The organism is Erythrobacter sp. R86502 (genome assembly GCF_042466465.1).
GTDB lineage: Bacteria > Pseudomonadota > Alphaproteobacteria > Sphingomonadales > Sphingomonadaceae > Erythrobacter.
Window position 1 is genome coordinate 1,329,793 of the sequence record NZ_JAXHCJ010000001.1, and the last position, 17,154, is coordinate 1,346,946.

At 57.3% G+C, this 17,154-nt stretch carries 18 protein-coding genes; 7 read left to right on the forward strand and 11 right to left on the reverse strand.

What is annotated here, in order from left to right:
* Window positions 1-159: 159 nt before the first annotated feature.
* Both SJY33_RS06350 and SJY33_RS06355 read right to left on the reverse strand, forming a co-directional pair.
* Window positions 160-1,101, reverse strand: coding sequence for a hypothetical protein (locus SJY33_RS06350; RefSeq protein ID WP_379921777.1), 942 nt, complete (start codon window positions 1,099-1,101; stop codon window positions 160-162).
* Window positions 1,102-1,108: 7 nt separating this feature from the next.
* Window positions 1,109-2,362, reverse strand: coding sequence for a TIGR04063 family PEP-CTERM/XrtA system glycosyltransferase (locus SJY33_RS06355; RefSeq protein WP_379921778.1), 1,254 nt, complete (start codon window positions 2,360-2,362; stop codon window positions 1,109-1,111).
* Between the two features lie 92 nt (window positions 2,363-2,454).
* Here SJY33_RS06355 and SJY33_RS06360 point away from each other — a divergent pair, with 92 nt between their 5' ends.
* The 5 genes from SJY33_RS06360 (at window position 2,455) to SJY33_RS06380 (ending at window position 6,443) form a co-directional block, all read left to right on the forward strand.
* A complete protein-coding gene (locus SJY33_RS06360) occupies window positions 2,455-2,679 on the forward strand; it encodes a hypothetical protein (RefSeq protein WP_379921779.1) in 225 nt (74 codons plus the stop codon).
* Window positions 2,672-4,054 (forward strand): DUF5935 domain-containing protein, encoded by a 1,383-nt coding sequence (locus SJY33_RS06365; RefSeq protein ID WP_379921780.1) that lies wholly within the window; start codon window positions 2,672-2,674, stop codon window positions 4,052-4,054. Before SJY33_RS06360 ends, SJY33_RS06365 begins: the two co-directional genes overlap by 8 nt.
* A gap of 109 nt (window positions 4,055-4,163) precedes the next feature.
* Window positions 4,164-4,613, forward strand: coding sequence for a MaoC family dehydratase (locus tag SJY33_RS06370; RefSeq protein ID WP_379921781.1), 450 nt, complete (start codon window positions 4,164-4,166; stop codon window positions 4,611-4,613).
* A 69-nt stretch (window positions 4,614-4,682) separates the two neighbouring features.
* Window positions 4,683-5,864 (forward strand): acetyl-CoA C-acyltransferase, encoded by a 1,182-nt coding sequence (locus tag SJY33_RS06375; protein ID WP_379921782.1) that lies wholly within the window; start codon window positions 4,683-4,685, stop codon window positions 5,862-5,864.
* Window positions 5,865-5,924: 60 nt separating this feature from the next.
* A complete protein-coding gene (locus SJY33_RS06380) occupies window positions 5,925-6,443 on the forward strand; it encodes a pyridoxamine 5'-phosphate oxidase family protein (RefSeq protein WP_379921783.1) in 519 nt (172 codons plus the stop codon).
* 121 nt (window positions 6,444-6,564) lie between these two features.
* On the opposite strand, the gene SJY33_RS06385 is transcribed toward SJY33_RS06380, so the two are convergent.
* The 3 genes from SJY33_RS06385 to SJY33_RS06395 all read right to left on the reverse strand — a co-directional run bounded on the left by SJY33_RS06385 (window position 6,565) and on the right by SJY33_RS06395 (window position 9,195).
* Window positions 6,565-6,693: a hypothetical protein gene (locus tag SJY33_RS06385; RefSeq protein ID WP_379921784.1), complete on the reverse strand. Its 129-nt coding sequence runs from the start codon at window positions 6,691-6,693 to the stop codon at window positions 6,565-6,567.
* A gap of 746 nt (window positions 6,694-7,439) precedes the next feature.
* The gene (locus tag SJY33_RS06390; RefSeq protein WP_379921785.1) at window positions 7,440-8,537 is read right to left on the reverse strand and encodes an AI-2E family transporter; all 1,098 of its coding nucleotides are present in this window, start codon (window positions 8,535-8,537) and stop codon (window positions 7,440-7,442) included.
* A 121-nt stretch (window positions 8,538-8,658) separates the two neighbouring features.
* A complete protein-coding gene (locus SJY33_RS06395) occupies window positions 8,659-9,195 on the reverse strand; it encodes a DUF421 domain-containing protein (protein ID WP_379921786.1) in 537 nt (178 codons plus the stop codon).
* Between the two features lie 200 nt (window positions 9,196-9,395).
* On the opposite strand from SJY33_RS06395, the gene SJY33_RS06400 reads away from it, so the two are divergent.
* Window positions 9,396-9,986 (forward strand): PRC-barrel domain-containing protein, encoded by a 591-nt coding sequence (locus SJY33_RS06400; protein ID WP_379921787.1) that lies wholly within the window; start codon window positions 9,396-9,398, stop codon window positions 9,984-9,986.
* Between the two features lie 9 nt (window positions 9,987-9,995).
* Here SJY33_RS06400 and SJY33_RS06405 read toward each other — a convergent pair whose 3' ends face one another.
* Entirely contained in the window at window positions 9,996-10,766 is a 771-nt protein-coding gene (locus SJY33_RS06405; RefSeq protein ID WP_379921788.1) for a sulfotransferase family protein, read from the reverse strand.
* Between the two features lie 110 nt (window positions 10,767-10,876).
* Window positions 10,877-11,017: a hypothetical protein gene (locus tag SJY33_RS06410; protein WP_379923610.1), complete on the reverse strand. Its 141-nt coding sequence runs from the start codon at window positions 11,015-11,017 to the stop codon at window positions 10,877-10,879.
* Here SJY33_RS06410 and SJY33_RS06415 point away from each other — a divergent pair.
* Window positions 10,985-12,028 (forward strand): glycosyltransferase, encoded by a 1,044-nt coding sequence (locus SJY33_RS06415; RefSeq protein ID WP_379923530.1) that lies wholly within the window; start codon window positions 10,985-10,987, stop codon window positions 12,026-12,028. The two genes, SJY33_RS06410 and SJY33_RS06415, sit on opposite strands and share 33 nt — an antisense overlap.
* Here SJY33_RS06415 and SJY33_RS06420 read toward each other — a convergent pair.
* From SJY33_RS06420 to gntA, 4 genes are all read right to left on the reverse strand, one after another.
* On the reverse strand, window positions 11,971-12,873 hold the full coding sequence (locus SJY33_RS06420) for a glycosyltransferase family 2 protein (RefSeq protein ID WP_379921789.1): 903 nt from the start codon (window positions 12,871-12,873) through the stop codon (window positions 11,971-11,973). The genes SJY33_RS06415 and SJY33_RS06420 overlap by 58 nt on opposite strands.
* Window positions 12,870-14,012, reverse strand: coding sequence for a hypothetical protein (locus SJY33_RS06425; RefSeq protein WP_379921790.1), 1,143 nt, complete (start codon window positions 14,010-14,012; stop codon window positions 12,870-12,872). Before SJY33_RS06425 ends, SJY33_RS06420 begins: the two co-directional genes overlap by 4 nt.
* Window positions 14,009-16,117, reverse strand: a complete 2,109-nt coding sequence (locus SJY33_RS06430; RefSeq protein WP_379921792.1) for an HAD-IIB family hydrolase — start codon at window positions 16,115-16,117, stop codon at window positions 14,009-14,011. The genes SJY33_RS06425 and SJY33_RS06430 overlap by 4 nt, the downstream gene beginning before the upstream one ends.
* 290 nt (window positions 16,118-16,407) lie before the next feature.
* The gene (gene gntA, locus SJY33_RS06435) at window positions 16,408-17,112 is read right to left on the reverse strand and encodes a guanitoxin biosynthesis heme-dependent pre-guanitoxin N-hydroxylase GntA (protein ID WP_379921793.1); all 705 of its coding nucleotides are present in this window, start codon (window positions 17,110-17,112) and stop codon (window positions 16,408-16,410) included.
* Window positions 17,113-17,154 lie beyond the last annotated feature (42 nt).

Consider the following 17,154-nt stretch of genomic DNA (forward strand, 5'->3'; position numbering starts at 1 on the left):
TCCTGCCCGCTTTCGGGGCTCTCATGCCGACAGGAAGCAGATTTGGCAATGGGGTTGGGCGAATTATAATTTCTCGCAGACCTATTCAGACTATCGTTAGATTGCGCGTTACGCACCTGCGAAGGGAGACGGTTGCGTGTTTTGCGTGGGGAAGTGTTCTTAGGCCGCTCCGCGTCGCGTTTGCAGTTGGGCCAGCGCATTACGCAAGGGGTCTCGCGTGTCTGCTACTTCGGAATGGCCACCAAGTGCGGCAAGCGCCCGTAAGGCCTCTGCCAGTGCCGCTTCGCGCGCCGCAAGATCAGCGGCGCTCATCGAAGGGGCTGGTGGGGTTGTACGATGATCGTGCAAGGCGCCAGCGAAGCGTTCGACCATTTCAACCAGGCTGAGTTCGCTTGGAGCAACAGCGCGCAAGCGGTTTAGCGCCGCCGTGCCTGGGTGCGGCTGGAATGGCTGGGGTTGCGGCGCCCGAGCGTGGAGCGAAGTGACAGGACTTGGTCCGGACTTTTGCGCCGCAGACTCATTTTTCCCATGTGCACTATCGTCGCCCTGTCCGGCTACGTTTTCCTCAATCCACACGGCGTTACGGCCGGGCAGGTCAGCGAAAGCTGCCAAATCAAGTTCGCGCGGCGCGGCTGCTTTCTCGGGCGACGAAAGTTCGATCTTGGGACTCTGATCTGCTCGGCTGGCAAACGGCATGGCGGCCAAAGGTTCATCCAGGCTGCGGCTTCCAAGATCCTGAGCGGGATCAATGGGGCGGATCGATCGTATCGCACGCGATGCCACCGATGACGGTTCATGCCGCTTGCGCTTGTGGCGATTGGCGAGGGATGCAAGTGCGAAAAATGCGCCGCCCAGGATGACCGCCGCCCCGGCTGCCATTATCGGTTGCGCCGGAAGCGCGGAGGCGTCCACCATCGTACCGCGCGCCATCTGATCAAAAAGTGGAGCCGGGATTACCAGGATTGGCAATCCGGCCAGCAGGGCTCCCCACAGCCCCATCATCGGCGCAAATATCCGATGCGCTACAAGCGATTCCCGGTTGTGTGTTTTTGACTTGTCACGCTTGCGCGGTTTCGGCTGACCCTGTTGCCCCATTTTCATTTTCTCGTCATCCTGCCATCGCGGCCGCGCGCCCCGCGCCGCCGCCGTCGGCTTGCGCTAACAAGAGATGGTAAATAGAGAGATAATCACGAGCGTTGAGGGCCCAGTCGTGACGCGAACGCACATGGTTCACAGCCCGGTCTTTCATCGCGTCCCAACCGCTACGATTGTCCAACAGACTTGCAAGCGCAGCGGCACAGGCTGCCGGATCGTCGGGCGCGAACAGGGTTCCGGTTACGCCATCGGCAATTAGTTCACGGTGTCCGCCAACACATGATGCGGCGACCAGACGCCGCTGTGCCATCGCCTCTAGCGGTTTGAGCGGTGTCACAAGGTCAGTCAGACGCTGCGCCTTGCGCGGATAGGCCAATACGTCGACCAGCGAGTAGTAATCTTCAACGGCATCATGGGGAACGCGGCCTGTAAAGATGACCGCGTCCGGATCGGGCAATGCAGCGGCCGCCTCGCGCCACGCCGTCTCCATTGGCCCCGCGCCTACCAGCAACAGACGAGCATCGCGGTGAGAGCGTCTAAGCAGAGGCATTGCAGCGATCAGATCATCGACGCCTTCATAGGCATAGAAACTGCCGATATAGCCTATCACTGACGCGCCATCAGCGATGCGAAGCGACTGGGCAAGCGCGATATTGCGCGGTGGTGGAGTGCCAAACAGACTGAGATCCACGCCATTGCGCATGACGTGGATACGATCATTGGAAATGCCGCGTGCGGCCAGGTCGGTTTTTAGCCCGTCGCAGATGGTAAACAAGGCGTCGGCGGCCTTTGCGACCCGCGTTTCCAAAGCGCGGGTCAGCCTGTATTTGATGCTGCCCTGTGTACCAGTAAGGTTGCCGACCGCAGCATCCTCCCAAAAGGCGCGAATCTCATAGACGAAAGGAATACCCAAAGCCCGCGCTGCACGCTGCGCGGCAGCGCCGCCCAGCGCGGGCGAATGGGCATGAATGATATCGGGGCGCCACGTTCGGGCAAGTTCGTGAATTGCGGCTGTCAGTGCCTCGACCTCGCCCAATTCGCGCAAGAGCGGCGGACCCGACGGCGTGCCCGGCGTGCGATGAAACAGAAGACCATCTGCTTCTTCGGACAGGCCGCGCGCCGAAGTCTCGAGATTGTGCCTTTGCGCGGTGATCCCGCACACCTCCAATCCCAGCCCCTCCTGCGCTTTCAGAATGGCACGGGTGCGGAAAGTGTAACCACTATGGAGGGGGAGCGAATGGTCGAGCACATGCAGAACGCGGGTCATGCAGGGTTATCTATCGCAGGCGTGCTTAACGCGCCGTCAACTGCCACCGCGTAAAGCCGCTTTATCGCCCCTTGGCCGGATTTGCTCGACCCATGATTGACTACTTCGCACTTGCACTGGGACATGGCCTGCTGGCCATCGCCTTGCTGCGCCTGGTGTTGCGAAAGGGCTTGGACGTCGATCCGTTGATCGCTGCTCTCAAGACAGAGACGGAAGGCAACCGAAAGGCAACCAGCACCTCAGGCCGGAACGCTGCGCGGCGCCTTACCACCGAAGGATCCACGCCGCCTGATACAGACATTCAATCTGATGCTTGATCTCGTTTTTCTGGCTTTTATCGGGTATGTTTTGCTGCTGGGTTTGCGACGGCCTTTCCTGTGGGTGCTCCTGTATGTCTACATCGACATCCTTGCCCCGCAGCGGATCGGCTATTCGATCATCGCCAGCCTTCCTGTATCGCTGATTGCGTTTGCTGCCGCGTTTGGTGGCTGGATTGCTCTCGATCGCAAGGACGGCGCACGATTTACAATGCGGCAGGCATTGATGGGCCTTTTGCTTGTCTATTGCTGGTGGACGACTGGTCGTGCCGATTTTCCGGTTGATGCTGCGACCAAGTGGGACTGGGTCTGGAAAGCGCTGCTCTTTGCAATTTTCCTCCCACTCACTCTCACCACCCGTGCGCGGATAGAAGGGTTGGCTCTGGTGTTGCTGCTGTCGGTCGCAACCATCGTCATTGGCACTGGGATGAAAACCGTCCTTGGCGGAGGCGGTTATCAGAACCTCAAGTTTTTCGTGAACGACAACAGCGGGATCTACGAAAGTTCGACGCTGGCAACAGTTGCGATCGGACTAATACCAATGCTCTGGTGGTTTGTCCGATATGGAACCGTTTTTCGACCGCACTGGCTGGTGACAGGGTTTGCTGCGGCACTCACGTTTGCATGTCTGCTTGTTCCAATCGGCACAGAGGCACGCACTGGTCTGCTTTGCATCGCGGCGCTTGGCGGATTGATGCTACGCTACACCCGGCAAAGAATTTTGTTCATCGCAGGTGCGGGTGCGCTTGGGCTCGCCGCCCTGCCTTTCCTGCCGCAAAGCTACTATGATCGAATGTCCACGCTTGCACAGCCAAGCGGTGATGAAAGCGCATCGACGCGTGTAGCGGTATGGCAGTGGACATTGGACTATGTCGCAGAAAAACCATTCGGCGGCGGCTTCGATGCCTATCGTGGCAATCGCTTTGCATACGTCATGCCGGTCAAGCAAATCGATGGCAACACCACCAACGTCACCTATCAGGAAGTGGTCGACGAAGGGCGCGCCTATCATTCGTCATTCTTTGAAATGCTGGGCGAACAAGGTTGGCCGGGCCTTTTGATCTGGTTGGCGCTCCACCTCACCGGGCTCTGGCAGATGGAGCGGATACAGCGGCGCTGGAAAAATGCCGAGAACGAAACCGAGCGCTGGATCGCGCCATTGGCCGCTGCGTTGCAGATGGGGGCGATCATCTATCTGGTCGGCGCGACATTCCAGGGCATAGCCTATCAACCTGTCATGCTGATGTTGGCCGGCCTTCAGATCGGGCTTCACACCTACTGCTTCCGGATCGATTCGGCGCGGCGCTTGCTTGATCGCAGCGCATCGCGCCGGGCAGCCATCGCCAGCAAGATGCGCAGTGCCGTAGCGGCATAGCCGACCCTGCGTTGGGGACGTTGCGCAACCCCCGATGATGCGCCATGAAGCCTGCCGAAACGCGCGCGGCGGGCACCGGATTCCGCCGACGAAAACGAGGAGGACCCCCATGACCCCGCAAGAATTGGCCGCCAAGGTTGGCGAAACGATCGGCACCAGCGAATGGGCTGAAATGAGCCAGGAACGCATCAACCAGTTCGCTGAGGCGACCGGGGATCACCAGTTCATTCACATCAACGAGGAAATGGCAAAGATGACCCCGTTTGGCGGGACTATTGCGCATGGTTTTCTGACGTTGTCGATGATCCCCTATCTTGGTGCCCAAGGCGGTGCTCCGCGCATCGATGGTGTGAAAATGGGCGTCAACTACGGCGGGAACAAGACGCGCTTCATCGCGCCGGTCCGCGCTGGCAAGCGCATTCGCGGGCACTGGAAGCTGACCGAGATGATTGAAAAGCGCCCCGGCCAGTGGCAGCAGACCTGCGAGATCACCATCGAGATCGAAGGCGAGGAAAAGCCCGCCCTGATGTGCGAGTGGATCACGCAATACTTCGTGTAATTCTTCGATCGCTGCTCTGGCAGGTACCGGGGCGGCGGCTGACCAACGACAACAAGGATACCCCCTATCATGGCACGTGAAGCCGTTATTGTTTCCACCGCCCGCACTCCCATTGGCCGCGCATACAAGGGTGCGTTCAACGCCACCCCCGGCGCCACACTGGGCGCATACAGCCTTACACCCGCAATCGAACGTGCAGGCATCGAAGCCGGCGCCATCGACGATGTGGTATGGGGCGCTGTGCTCACGCAGGGCACACAGGCTGGCAACATCGCCCGCCAGGTTGCGCTCCGCGCTGGCTGCCCTGTTACCGTCAGCGGCCAGACCATCGATCGGCAGTGTTCTTCGGGCCTGATGGCGATTTCGACCGCGGCCAAGCAGATCATCGTCGACAACATGGATATCGTCGTCGGCGGCGGTCAGGATTCTATCTCGATGGTGCAGACCCCCGAGATGCGCGTGTCGATGGACAAGTCGCTGCTCGCCATGCACGGCAATGTCTACATGCCGATGCTGCAGACCGCCGAGACGGTCGCCAAGCGTTACAACATCAGCCGCGACGCTCAGGACGAATACGCCTACCAGTCGCAGATGCGCACCGCCGCTGCGCAGGACGCCGGCAAGTTCGATGATGAAATCGTGCCCGTCACCACCACCATGAATGTGATGGACAAGGAGACGAAGGAAGTCAGCCAGCGCGAATTCACGCTGACCAAGGACGAAGGCAACCGCCCCGAAACCACGCTCGAAGGCCTCAAGAGCCTCAACCCCGTGATGGGCCCGGGCATGGTTATCACCGCTGGCAATGCCTCGCAGCTGTCGGACGGCTCGTCCGCGAGCATCCTGATGGAAGCTAAGCTCGCCGAACAGAAAGGCCTGCAGCCGCTCGGCCGCTATGTCGGCATGGCGGTCGCCGGGACCGAGCCCGACGAAATGGGCATCGGGCCGGTGTTTGCGATCCCCAAGTTGCTGAAGCAAACCGGTCTGAAGATGGACGACATCGGGCTGTGGGAACTCAACGAAGCCTTCGCCGTGCAGGTGCTTTACTGCCGCGATCAGCTGGGCATCGATAACGACATCCTCAACGTCAACGGCGGCTCGATCTCGATCGGCCACCCCTACGGCATGACCGGCGCCCGCTGCACCGGCCACGCGCTGATCGAAGGCAAGCGTCGCGGCGCGAAGTACGTCGTCGTCACCATGTGCGTTGGCGGCGGCATGGGGGCAGCTGGTCTCTTCGAAGTCTACTGATCCGGAACATTTTTCCGCGTCGGCGCTATGGCTCTTTGTAATATAGCAAGGAGACGACCCATGGCGACCGACGCGGAAATTCGCACTAAGTTCTGGAAGGCCCTCAAAAGCGACAGGACGATGTTCCTCGGGATGGTTGAGGGCGAAGATGGCCATGCCCGTCCGATGACGGCGCAGCTTGACGATGAAAATTACGACGGCGGCGAATATCACGGCCCCGTTTGGTTTTTCACGTCCACCGATAATGGCCTCTATCAACTGATACAGCAGGCTGAACTCGCAAATTCCAACGCGCGCGCCACTGCACACTTTGCATCTAAAGGCCATGACTTGTGGGCGACCGTGCATGGATCACTCTCGACCACACGTGATCGGGCCACGATTGATCGACTGTGGAATCGTTTCGTAGCTGCTTGGTACGAAGGCAAGGATGACCCCAAGATCGCGATTATCCGTCTTCAGCCTGAAGATGCGGAGATCTGGATCGACGCATCATCAATGATCGCCGGCATCAAAATGCTGTTGGGAATTGATCCCAAGGAAGATTACAAAGACAAGGTTGCCGAAGTTCGGCTTTGATCTTTAACCACATTACAATGAAGGCGGCGCGGGACATTGTCCTGCGCCGTTTTTTCATCATGGCAGGGATACTTCGCGAAAAATTTCCGGGGTTTTTGAGAAAAGCTCTCCGCGAATAAGGTCACCGTGCCAGCAGAATGATCCCGGTGATGGGTACAGCGAAGAATGCGGTGATCAGGGGTGTCTCAACCATGATTCCGAAAGTTTCGACAAATGTGGCATTGCGGCCAACTTGACGGTTACTACCCATGCAATTTCGATTGTGCGGTTCGATTGTGCGGTTCGATCGTGCGGCAAAATATCGCGAGTGAGGTGCGCAGCCAACGATAGGTTGGCGTGCCTGACAAAGTAATGAACGCAGGAACGATCGCGAACGCAGTCGCGATCTGAACAAGATCATCACCGATATTGAAGCGAAGAAGTGTCGAAATTTTGCGCAAGCGACAGTTGAAATGTCAGCCATGGCCTCCTCCCTTCCCCTTAGACAAGAAGAGCTTGAGCCAGATCATTGCGCAGGGTTGAAAGGAAAGCCCGCCAATGTCCCCGGTCCATTTCTGCTAAGAATAAGGCAGATGACCGCAAGGGTCACGTCAGTCACCGGATCGGCCAACCGACCACCGTTGGGAACGCCTTCCGCTGCGGCATGGTCAGCGTGCCGGTATCAGGACTCACCGCGCGTGCTACCGTTATCCAGTCGGATGGCGTTTTTTTGCTACCCGTAATTTATCCGGGCCAGGACGGGACTTAAGCAGAGCGGACCACTGAGATAGCAGGTGATGATCTCTTCCCCGAACTGTAAGTCATCAGACCTGACGGGAAGCCACGCTCACTTTGGGCAAGGGTCCGGCGGGTCAGTGCCTATGCCGATAGCCACACGGAATTTGGGCGCAGCGCAAATCGTCCTGGTCACCTGACGCAAGAGACAAGGGTTACCTCCAACACCGTGTAGTGGGTTTTAAAGAGATACCGGCCACCAGTGGCAGGTATCCTTAGCACTTACTTCTCGTTGGAGATTTCGATCGGTTTTCTCAGTATTGTTTCGACATAGACCCTCCGGACCAGAATGAAGGCCACGATCGTCAACGGTGCGGCCAGCAGCACGCCCAGAAAACCGAACAGCAGTCCAAAGGCCAGAACCGCAAACAACAGCACGGCAGGCGGAATATCGACCGCGTGTTTCTGGATCATGGGTTGCAGGAAGTTGCCCTGCAATTGTTGGATCGCGAGAAACAGTAACAATGTCCACAAGGCGGTTAGCGGTGATACGGTAAATGCCAGCAGGACAGCCGGAATGCCTGCGATGATAGGTCCGACCATCGGTATGATGTCGAGCAATCCGGCAATCACACCAAGCCCGCCCGACGCGGGCACGCCAAGCAGCCAAAGCCCAATCCATGTCAGCGCAGCAACAAGCAGCGACGATATCGCCTGCCCCATCATCCACCCGCGCAGGCCCACGCTCGTATCGTCAAGCGCTTGCGCTGCAACGGGTTCGGCATTGGATGGAAACAACATCAAAAAACCGCTGCGGTACACCTGCGGGTTGGCAGCCATAAAGATCGCCCCCACCACCACCAGGACAAAATCGGCGAGGCCATTGCCCGCCGCCAAGGCGAAACCGCCCGCTTGGGTGAACAGGCGGGAAAGATCGTCGCTACCCATCTCGGCCAATTCGTTGACCGCTTGGCCCATACCAAAGCGTTCAAGAAAGCCCTGGAGCATTTCCACAGCGGCCGGAACTGTCTGCGTTATCGTATCGAATTCATTGGCCAATTGGGAGCCGAACAGCGCAAAGGCACCGATGAACACGCCAAGAAAAAGCGTGATCGCCGAGGTCAAACCGTAAGACCGCTTGATTCCTGTCCAGCGGCAGATCCGGGCTGTGATCGTATCGAACACGGCGCTCAGCACGATGGCCGCAAAAACCAGAAGAAAGAAACGGTTGAGCTCGATCAGCAGCCATCCGCAAGCCACAATAGCAAGCACGATCAGCGTTGAACGCGCTACCGAGGCGGCATTATCAGACGGCCGCGCCGTCAGCCGCGGTGTTGCCGTATCAGACGCCATGCGGCTTTCATCTGACGTTGTATTCATGGCTGCCAATATCCGCCTTTTTTGCAATTTATAAAAGATTGATAGACCTGTTCGACAAGCTGTCAGCGTTGATGATGCGTACGTGGCGTCTGTGCAATGCCGCGGCGATCACTCAGTTCAGTTACTGGCTAGCAGACGACGCGTGCTGCCGCACATCTTCGATGACGCAAGCATCAGGCGCAGAACCTCCATGCAGCACTGATATGTCACCGGTGGTCTCCAGCACAACGGCATGAACGTCCGCAAGTTTCAGGGCATTGGCTTCGCGGAGTTTGGCGTAGACATCGCTTGCCTTGACGCGGGTTTGGTTCAGCGCCTCATCGATCATTCGGCCGTTCCTCATCAGGAACACAGGCTCATTCTGCAAAACAAACTCGGCGACCTGTGAATGCTTGCGCGCGGATGCAGCCAAAAATTGGAACATGAACAGTCCGGCCATTGCAATCATGGACTGCATAAAGCCGGCCCAATCGGTCGATTGAGCCGCACCGGCGAGCAATGAGCCCGTGGCGATCGTCATAACAAAATCGAACGCTGTCATTTTGGAAAAAGACCGCAGTCCGAGAACGCGGACCAGTGCAATCACCCACATCATGGCAAGCAGACTGAGCACGACCCCTCTGGTAACTATGTCGATCGTGGCATTCTCAAAAAACATGGCTGACCTAGAGGTTCGGGTAAAAGCGGGTCGAGACACCGCAATATGTCTGGATGCTATAGCTGGGCGCCTGCAATTCGCTACCGGCATAATCGCTCAAAGCCGCCTTGATCAGCACGAAAGGTTTTTTCCGGCTGGTCGAACCAACTTTCGCAGATCATCCTTCCTCTAACGTCATCACTATAAGCGGGAGAGCCAGTATGGACGTTTACGTCGGATACATCGCATCGGCAGCCACCATGCTTGCTGCAATGATGACGGCAGCAAATCTGGGTTCGCGCGTAACCGGATGGGGGTTTGTGGTGTTCGTGATCGGATCGATCGCGTGGTCCACCGTCGGCTTTCTGACAGATCAAACAAGCCTTATGGTCACTAATGCCTTCCTGCTGCTGGTGAACTTGTTTGGCGTTTGGCGCTGGCTCGGGCGGCAGGCGCGGTACGAAGATGGCAGTGCGAAAGCCAGCCGGCGTTCGCGCCGCACAACTAGTGGCGCTACATTGTTTTCCGGCGGAACCCTTATCGGACACAAAGTTCATGACCGAGAAGGCGTAGCTATTGGCACGCTGATCGACCTTATGGTGTCGTGCGAAGGCAAACAGATCGTTTATGCGGTGATCGCAGAAGGCGGGATGGCCGGCGCGGGGGAACGCCTGCGTGCGGTGCATCCTGCCCTGTTGCAAATTACCGACGATGCGGTTCTTTGTCGGTTACGCTTCGCCGAATTCTGCGCAATTCCCGAAATCGATCCTGAGCAATGGCCGGAGCAGGTCCCGGAGCAGCCAGATCAGTGATACAGCGCCCTACCCTGCCAGTATCGTGCGAACGCTTTCGCGCACCTTCCGCAAAGGGTGCTGCACGATCGGAACCCACGGTTCGATAGCGCCATACGCGGAATATCCGAATTCATGCAGCGAAGCGCAATTAAGTCCAACATCGGGGTAGTCAGCATTACCGTTTCGCATCGGTTCGGGCCGCATCCCGGGTTCAAGATCAAGAAAGGAAGTGATCGCTTTTGCATAAAGCGAAGGCTGCGCGACGAGGTCTTCGTACCGAAGAACGAAAGCGGAGTGGAGATAGGTGAGATCGTCCAGCAGCATGCGATAGGCCGAATTTCCGTAAGATGTCAGATCCGTGTAAGACTTGTCTGACCACTTCCCGACCGCTGCGGCCATGAACGATGGGTGGCGAACGATCACAACAAATTGGCTGAGCGGGAACAGCCCTTGGAGCAAGCGCATCTTTGTCAGGTTTACTGGCGATTTTTCAATCCGCCAGAGACCACCCGGATCGAACCATCGTCCCAATTCGGTATCATAACGCTGCTTTGTTGCCCATGAGTTCAGGGGGTGGGTTTCATCCATCCGCTGCAAGGGATCGGTTGCAAACTCCCCCGGAACACCATCGCGGGCTGTATGCGGTATCGCGCCTTGCAGATAGCAACCCTCGTTCTCGGGAACCGGGGCATGATTGATACCGGATACAGCCGGATGCGAAGCGATCATCCGTGCCAAAAGACTGGTGCCTGTTCGGTGGAGGCCGGTCACAAAAACATAGCGATGGGCGTGGGTCATAGTTGAAAGTCGCGGCCTTGCTGCATGGTGCGTCATGAAAGTCACGGGTGAGGTGCAATTGCTGTTCACCTTGGCGCAGGAAGGAACAATCTGACCATCGCTCACTTCGTTCAAAGCGTTGCAACAAGATTGGCCATCACTTGAAAATTGCTGTCCTTGCCCATGTTCGCCATGCCATTTGTGAACCATTTATGGGGGGTATGGAAGCGCATTGCCGCATGTTGTGCGATGGCCTTCGGGCGGTCGGTCACGATGTAACGCTGTTCGCGGCGGGCGGGTCTGATGATATGGATCTTTTTCCGATCTGTGATGCACCTTACGAAGCCGTGTTACCTTGGACGACATGGCGCGGCACCAGTGAATTGACGGAATATCAAACCGAAGCCTTCGCAACTGGCTGGTATGCTGTCAGGTCGGGCGACTTTGACGTCGTCCACAACAATACGCTGTTTCCTGACATAATCGACTGGGCGGCGCGTGACAAAATTCCTTGCGTTACGTCGCATCATGTTCCGCCATTCGAAACGATACGAACCGTCACGCAAAGGTATATTGCCGTTCCCTGGTTGAGATTTACTGTCCCGTCCGCAGCGCAACACGCCAGCTGGCAGGCGAGCCTCCACGACCGTTTGCATGTCGTGCACAATGGCATCAATACGGCAAGCTGGAAGCCCGGTCGGCAGCGATCCGGCTATTTTGTTTGGTCGGGCCGCATCACGCCAAACAAAGGTACGCACTTTGCCGTTCATGCCGCCCGTTTGGCGGGTGCATCGTTGCGAATTTTTGGCCCAGTCGAGGATGCCGATTACTTTACTTCGCAAATCGAACCGTACCTTTCGGACGATGTAACCTACTGCGGCCACCGGTCCGCGCAAGAACTGGCTACCGAAGTCGGATCGGCATTGGGTGTTTTGGCTACGCCCATGTGGGATGAGCCCTTTGGGCTGGTGGCGGCCGAGGCACTTGCGTGCGGTACGCCTGTGTGCGCGTTCGACAATGGCGCATTGCGCGAAGTTGTCGGAAGCTGCGGTCTCGTTGTACCGAAAGGTGACGCACAAGCGCTGGCGATTGCGATGAGCAACGTGTGGCGCATCAACCGCGATGATTGCAGATCCCGGGCAGAACGCCTGTTTTCCAGCGAAGCGATGATTGAAGGCTATCAGAGGCTTTACGAAGAGGCCATTCTTGTGGTTTCCCAGCCCGATCAGCCCGCCATCGCTTCGGCTTCCAACGCAGCCAGAACACGCGCGCTGCTTGCGTAAGGCTGATCCGCCTGCTGCCGCGTGAGTGCGAAATCGCTCTCACCCGGGTCGCGCAATTTTCGCCAGCCATTGTCGGTACGTTCCAGCAACCCCATCAGGACAAAGGCGCGCAGCCAGTGCTGCATCGTGGGGTGCCCCCATTTACGTGCAAATGTCATCGCATTGGCAAGGACGCTGTCCAGATGATGCACCGGTGGCATGAAGTGTGGGTGATATTGGTGGTAGGTCCTGGCGCCCTTGATCCACCACAGCGGAATATCGCGGGCAGATAATGTCCGGCCAAAATCCGTATCCTCACCGCCATATCCGTCGAAAGCTTCATCAAAGCCGCCCGATGCGCGAAAATCCTTAGCAGAAATGGCGAAATTCAACGACCAGAAGCAGCGGTAGTCTTCGCATGATCGCGCCCCCGTATCAGGCGGGCCGGGCCGTTCCGAATGACGAACGGCTATACGGTCGAACCGGTCATACTGGATACCATCACGCGTCGCATCCTTGGGTAGGTAGCCAACCTCCCCCATCCAGACCCCGGAGTTCGCGTGCGATGCTTTAATATAATCCGATATGCATTCGCTGTGAGGAATACAGTCGACATCAAGGAAAATGAGTATTTCGCCGGCCGCCTTAGTCGCCGCCGTGTTGCGCGCGCGGGCCAACGGAATGGACCCACTGCCCAACATGATCTGGCGTATCGGAAAGTCCGTATGCGGCAGGTCGTAGGGAACATCCTGCATGACGGCGATCACCAGCTCGTCAGGCAAGACAGAGGACAGCGACAGACCTTTGACCATGTTGATCAAATGCTCTTCGCGGCCATGGGCTAGGGTGCAAACCGAAACTTTCATGCGATCGCTTTCATTGTCGGGACTGTGACCTCAGCCGCATCGTCCCAAAGGCTTGACGCAAGCCCATCCATCCAATCGGCGGCCTTGATCGCAGCGTCAGGGTCTATGAATTCTGCCTGCCAAGCTGTGTCGATACGTTCAGCTTGCTCCCATAATTTCTGCCACGCATCGCGGTGCGACGGCCAGTGGGGAGACATTGCCGCCAGACCCGCTTTCTCAAGCGAGATGGCCTTGCACAATTGCTCGTCAAAATACCGCCATTCAGGCACAACGATCCACGGCTTGCGTGCGGCGAGGACAGTATGCACAGTCGTGTTGCCGCAACTCGATACGATACGGTCTGCGGCGGCTATCCATTCTGCCGCATTCTGGACCCAGCCCAAGTGAGTCAGGTTGCCCGGCGAAGTTTCGTGCCATTCGCTGGTGACTTTCCCCAAAGTAAACCACCGTGAATGCGGGTCTTGCCGCGCTCCCAATGTCAGGGGTGTGCTGGGCAACCCGTCGCCGCCCCCTCCCCCGATCACGCAGACAATCTTGAGGTCAAGCGGAAGGCCAAGAACACGGCGGGCCTCATCGCGGGATGGGAGTGACGGTACATCGACACCGAGACCGGGAGCGTAGTGGGTTTTGGCCAGCATCCAGGACGGCCGATCATCCTGCTCGAGCATGGGCGCATAGGGAGCAAGTATCCCAACAGCGCTTTCATATGCGGCCATGTGCCCGGAATCACTGCGCCGACCGTGCTGGAGAACCGCAACGTGCGGCACCGAACACAGGCGTGCAAGCTGACCCAATTCCGCCGAAACATCAGTAACGAACAGTGCAGGATTGGCCGCGCTGAACCAACTCGACAAGGCCGCCATCGCATCACGGATGGTCTGCCAGCCAAGCGGCGCACAATGCGTTATTCCAGGTTCAGGAATGCAGCGCATGTTGTCCGGTTCATTACCTGTAGGCTCAAACAACGAAGGTATCTGCGTCACACCTATTGCCGGGCTAAGTCCCTTGAACATGTCAGGGCGGGCCGTGAAAATTTCGACGGGGCGCTGCTTCACCAGTACATTCAACAAGGCGGTCGCACGCTCTGCATGCCCCCTTCCCTGATGATGGACGAAGTAGCCAATAGGCTGAATGTTCATGCGGCTATTCCAGCGGTTTGGCACACAGACGCCGGATGGATAGCGCCAGCAGTGCTTCTTGCGCCCTCAGACGCAAGATAAGCGCGCGTCCCTTCGACGACGCCGTTGGCGTGTGAACCCTTCGCGGCATGAACGCTGTGCGTCGACAGCCAACCGGCCATCTCAGGTGAGCGGTTTGCCACAAGAATGGGATGCGAGGCAGCTTGCAACATATCGATATCATTGCCGCTGTCCCCTGCGGCTATAATCCGATGCCGGGCAATTCCCAGCTTGGCCGCGACATACAAGATTGCCGCACCCTTTCCGGCCTGACGCGGCAACACATCGAGCAGATGACCATGACTACCGATCACGCGCGCCGAAATCCTTCTTGCGCCTAGCGATTGCCGCAGCGTCACGACATCGACGGCCTCCTTGTAAAACCAGCTGCATTTGAAAGGGTTCTGATCGTGCTGCGGTTGAAGCGTAAGACCGTCGATGGGCGCAGCAGCATCGTAGATGTCAGCCGCTTGCCAATCCTTGCTCACGTTATGTGGAAACATTGTGTCGTGCGATGGGCCGCCTGGTGTCGGCCAGAAAATGCGTGTGCCAACCTCTGTGATCCAAACGGCAGGGTCCGGCAGATCCCATTGCCGCATGATCCTGCGAGCTTCGACCAGTGACCGCCCTGTTGCTATTGCGAAGGTCAATTCCGGCCTATGCTGCAGCATCTGCTTGAAGGCTATTACACCTTCGGCACAGCCCGTCAGCGTATTGTCGAGATCACAGGCCAGAAGATACCGCGGCGGCCGAGCTACGGGGGTGACCGCCGTGCTTGAACCAACAGGAAAGACTACCTGTCGGGTGATCTTTACAAAATGCTCGGCATAGGTTGACCACGTGTGCGATGCTGAGCCGGTCACGCCATTCGTTGCGCAGCGGTTCCAATAATCAGAGTCCGTCATGAGCCGCCTGATCGCTTCCGCAATTGCTGGCGCAGACTTCGGATCGACCAATTCCCCGTGGCCCAATTCGGTCACAGTATCCACGGTCCCTCCATGACACGTGGCAACAGCCGGCAATCCGTAACTTGCAGCCTCGATAACGGTCAGGCCATAGGGCTCAACCAGCGCCGGGTTCACGAATACGCCGCGGCTGGACGCGGCAAGCTGGTAAAGTCCGGCGACGTCATCGGCGTCGTGGCATTTGGGATATGCAATACTGCCGTACAAATCATGCGCGTCAATCCGGTTCAACAGATCGGCGAACACATCGTGCTGCTCTGATTGGCTCTCGGAAAAATGCTGGCGCTGTCCCGCAACGATTACGAGATTGGCGTTGTCTCGGAGAAATTTGTCCTGACCGAACGCGTCGACCAATGCGGCGATATTCTTTTTCCAAACTGGCCGAGCGATGGCCAGGATGAGCGGACGCTCCGGCCGGCGCAAAAACGGTGCGATTAACTCCTGCGCCTTACCCCTGTGATCGGTAGAGGATTTTTTCGTACCCGGCGTGACTCTGTGTATCTTGCCTATAGAAGCATCGGGGTAGGCCATAAGCTGGCGCTCGCATTCGTCGCGGGACGAACCGATGATCGCCGCCGCATTGGCAATGGCGGCGTTTTCTTCACTGATGCGGTGATGAAGGCCCGCGTCTGCCTCTGTAATCGATGCAAGCTTGTCCAGCCCCAGGGAGTGCGCGGTATAGATAAAGGGAATGCCAAAGGCCTTTCGCAGCTCCTCGGCAACTTCGGCCGCATCCGCAAAATGAGCGTGAATGATATCCGGAAGGTGGGCGCGCTGAGCCAATTCGGCGATCAAAGCCCGCGAGAACGCCTTACGGTCAGCGGCCAAGGCTTCTTTAGCAAGGTAACGGGTGTTGCCACTGTCAATTCGGGTGATGCAAAGTTTGGATGAGATAGATTCACGAGCTTGCGCATGTATTGCATCAAGCTGCGGACTATCGAACAAGCGCGTCACGATTTCGGCGCTTTCGACATCGTTACGATCAGCAAGCGCCTGCATCTCGCCAAGTATGTAGGATATATGACCGCCGGTGTCCTGCGTGATACCGTACTTGGGATGCGCTGTTATACAACCGCCAAGCGCAATCGACATTATCTTCATGATCGCCTCGTTCAATTGCATGGATGACTACGAACATGCGATGATGCCTTGATCTCCTCGCGACCAAAGACACATTCGCGTGCAGCTCATTCTAAAGCGTCGCAACATTCCTTTTGTTCAAATTCGAACTTACTTTTAAAAAGTATTGCGCCTGAATTCCCTGATTACAAAAGGCACGCCACGTCTAGAGCGGCATTCTACTAGACTTTCCGACGCGTTTCCCGGAAAATAATCACTATATTAGTTTAATTAGTGCGGTACGGACCAGACCAGCAAGTTCGGAACGACCATCACTGCTTACGGGGGTCGACGAAGGGGCACTCCCAGTCGTTTGCAACGGCACGGCCACTGTATTGGCGGGCTTCACTTACGTCCCCATGACGAGCAAGCATCGGATTGATGCTGCCATCGAGTTTTTCGTCACGCGTCAGGATCGCCGACCGCAACTTTTCGTAACGTTGCTCTTCTCTCAGCCGAACGAATTGGTCGTGCAAATTGAAAATCATTGCCGGGTACTTCGTACGACGAGCCGCCCGGGATGCGTGAGGATGCATGCCCACCACAAAATAGGCCTTGCCACCGAAGCTCAGAGAAAAATGGGGATCATCAGGGTCGCTGCTGACGCCTTCCTGATACGACTGTCCGCGCCAATCATCCTTATCGGTAAGCGATTGAATACGCTCCCAAATCGCCTTTTCAAAACCCGCTTCGTCCAGATCGCCGGGCTCTGAAAAGACCACGGCAAGGCTACGAAGCCCTTCGTTGTCATTTTCATAGCGCTTGCTCCAATTCAGCAAGGCTTGATGGATCGCGACATCGTCCCATGCGCTAGTGAGCGACCAGGCCGTGACGATCTCAAGCATACCCGAATTCATCGCGGATTTAGCGCCGACACAAGGAAATGCGCGATCGGCGATATGATCGTGAAGGCTGGCCTGAAGCTGCTCTTCGTCAATATCAATCGGACTAGCCAAGGAGGGGAAGAAGGTCCGCATGACCACTACTAAGCTTGCCAGTCGTCAGATGTTCCAAACCGG

Bases quoted from the DNA above. Each gene is read 5' to 3' on its own strand.
- SJY33_RS06390 (WP_379921785.1), bottom strand. From the start codon at position 8,537: ATGAATACAACGTCAGATGAAAGCCGCATGGCGTCTGATACGGCAACA.
- SJY33_RS06385 (WP_379921784.1), bottom strand. From the start codon at position 6,693: ATGGGTAGTAACCGTCAAGTTGGCCGCAATGCCACATTTGTCGAAACT.
- SJY33_RS06400 (WP_379921787.1), top strand. From the start codon at position 9,396: ATGGACGTTTACGTCGGATACATCGCATCGGCAGCCACCATGCTTGCT.
- SJY33_RS06405 (WP_379921788.1), bottom strand. From the start codon at position 10,766: ATGACCCACGCCCATCGCTATGTTTTTGTGACCGGCCTCCACCGAACA.
- SJY33_RS06360 (WP_379921779.1), top strand. From the start codon at position 2,455: ATGATTGACTACTTCGCACTTGCACTGGGACATGGCCTGCTGGCCATC.
- SJY33_RS06370 (WP_379921781.1), top strand. From the start codon at position 4,164: ATGACCCCGCAAGAATTGGCCGCCAAGGTTGGCGAAACGATCGGCACC.
- gntA (WP_379921793.1), bottom strand. From the start codon at position 17,112: ATGCGGACCTTCTTCCCCTCCTTGGCTAGTCCGATTGATATTGACGAA.
- SJY33_RS06380 (WP_379921783.1), top strand. From the start codon at position 5,925: ATGGCGACCGACGCGGAAATTCGCACTAAGTTCTGGAAGGCCCTCAAA.
- SJY33_RS06375 (WP_379921782.1), top strand. From the start codon at position 4,683: ATGGCACGTGAAGCCGTTATTGTTTCCACCGCCCGCACTCCCATTGGC.
- SJY33_RS06430 (WP_379921792.1), bottom strand. From the start codon at position 16,117: ATGAAGATAATGTCGATTGCGCTTGGCGGTTGTATAACAGCGCATCCC.
- SJY33_RS06350 (WP_379921777.1), bottom strand. From the start codon at position 1,101: ATGAAAATGGGGCAACAGGGTCAGCCGAAACCGCGCAAGCGTGACAAG.
- SJY33_RS06395 (WP_379921786.1), bottom strand. From the start codon at position 9,195: ATGTTTTTTGAGAATGCCACGATCGACATAGTTACCAGAGGGGTCGTG.
- SJY33_RS06420 (WP_379921789.1), bottom strand. From the start codon at position 12,873: ATGAAAGTTTCGGTTTGCACCCTAGCCCATGGCCGCGAAGAGCATTTG.
- SJY33_RS06415 (WP_379923530.1), top strand. From the start codon at position 10,985: ATGTTGTGCGATGGCCTTCGGGCGGTCGGTCACGATGTAACGCTGTTC.
- SJY33_RS06425 (WP_379921790.1), bottom strand. From the start codon at position 14,012: ATGAACATTCAGCCTATTGGCTACTTCGTCCATCATCAGGGAAGGGGG.
- SJY33_RS06355 (WP_379921778.1), bottom strand. From the start codon at position 2,362: ATGACCCGCGTTCTGCATGTGCTCGACCATTCGCTCCCCCTCCATAGT.
- SJY33_RS06365 (WP_379921780.1), top strand. From the start codon at position 2,672: ATGCTTGATCTCGTTTTTCTGGCTTTTATCGGGTATGTTTTGCTGCTG.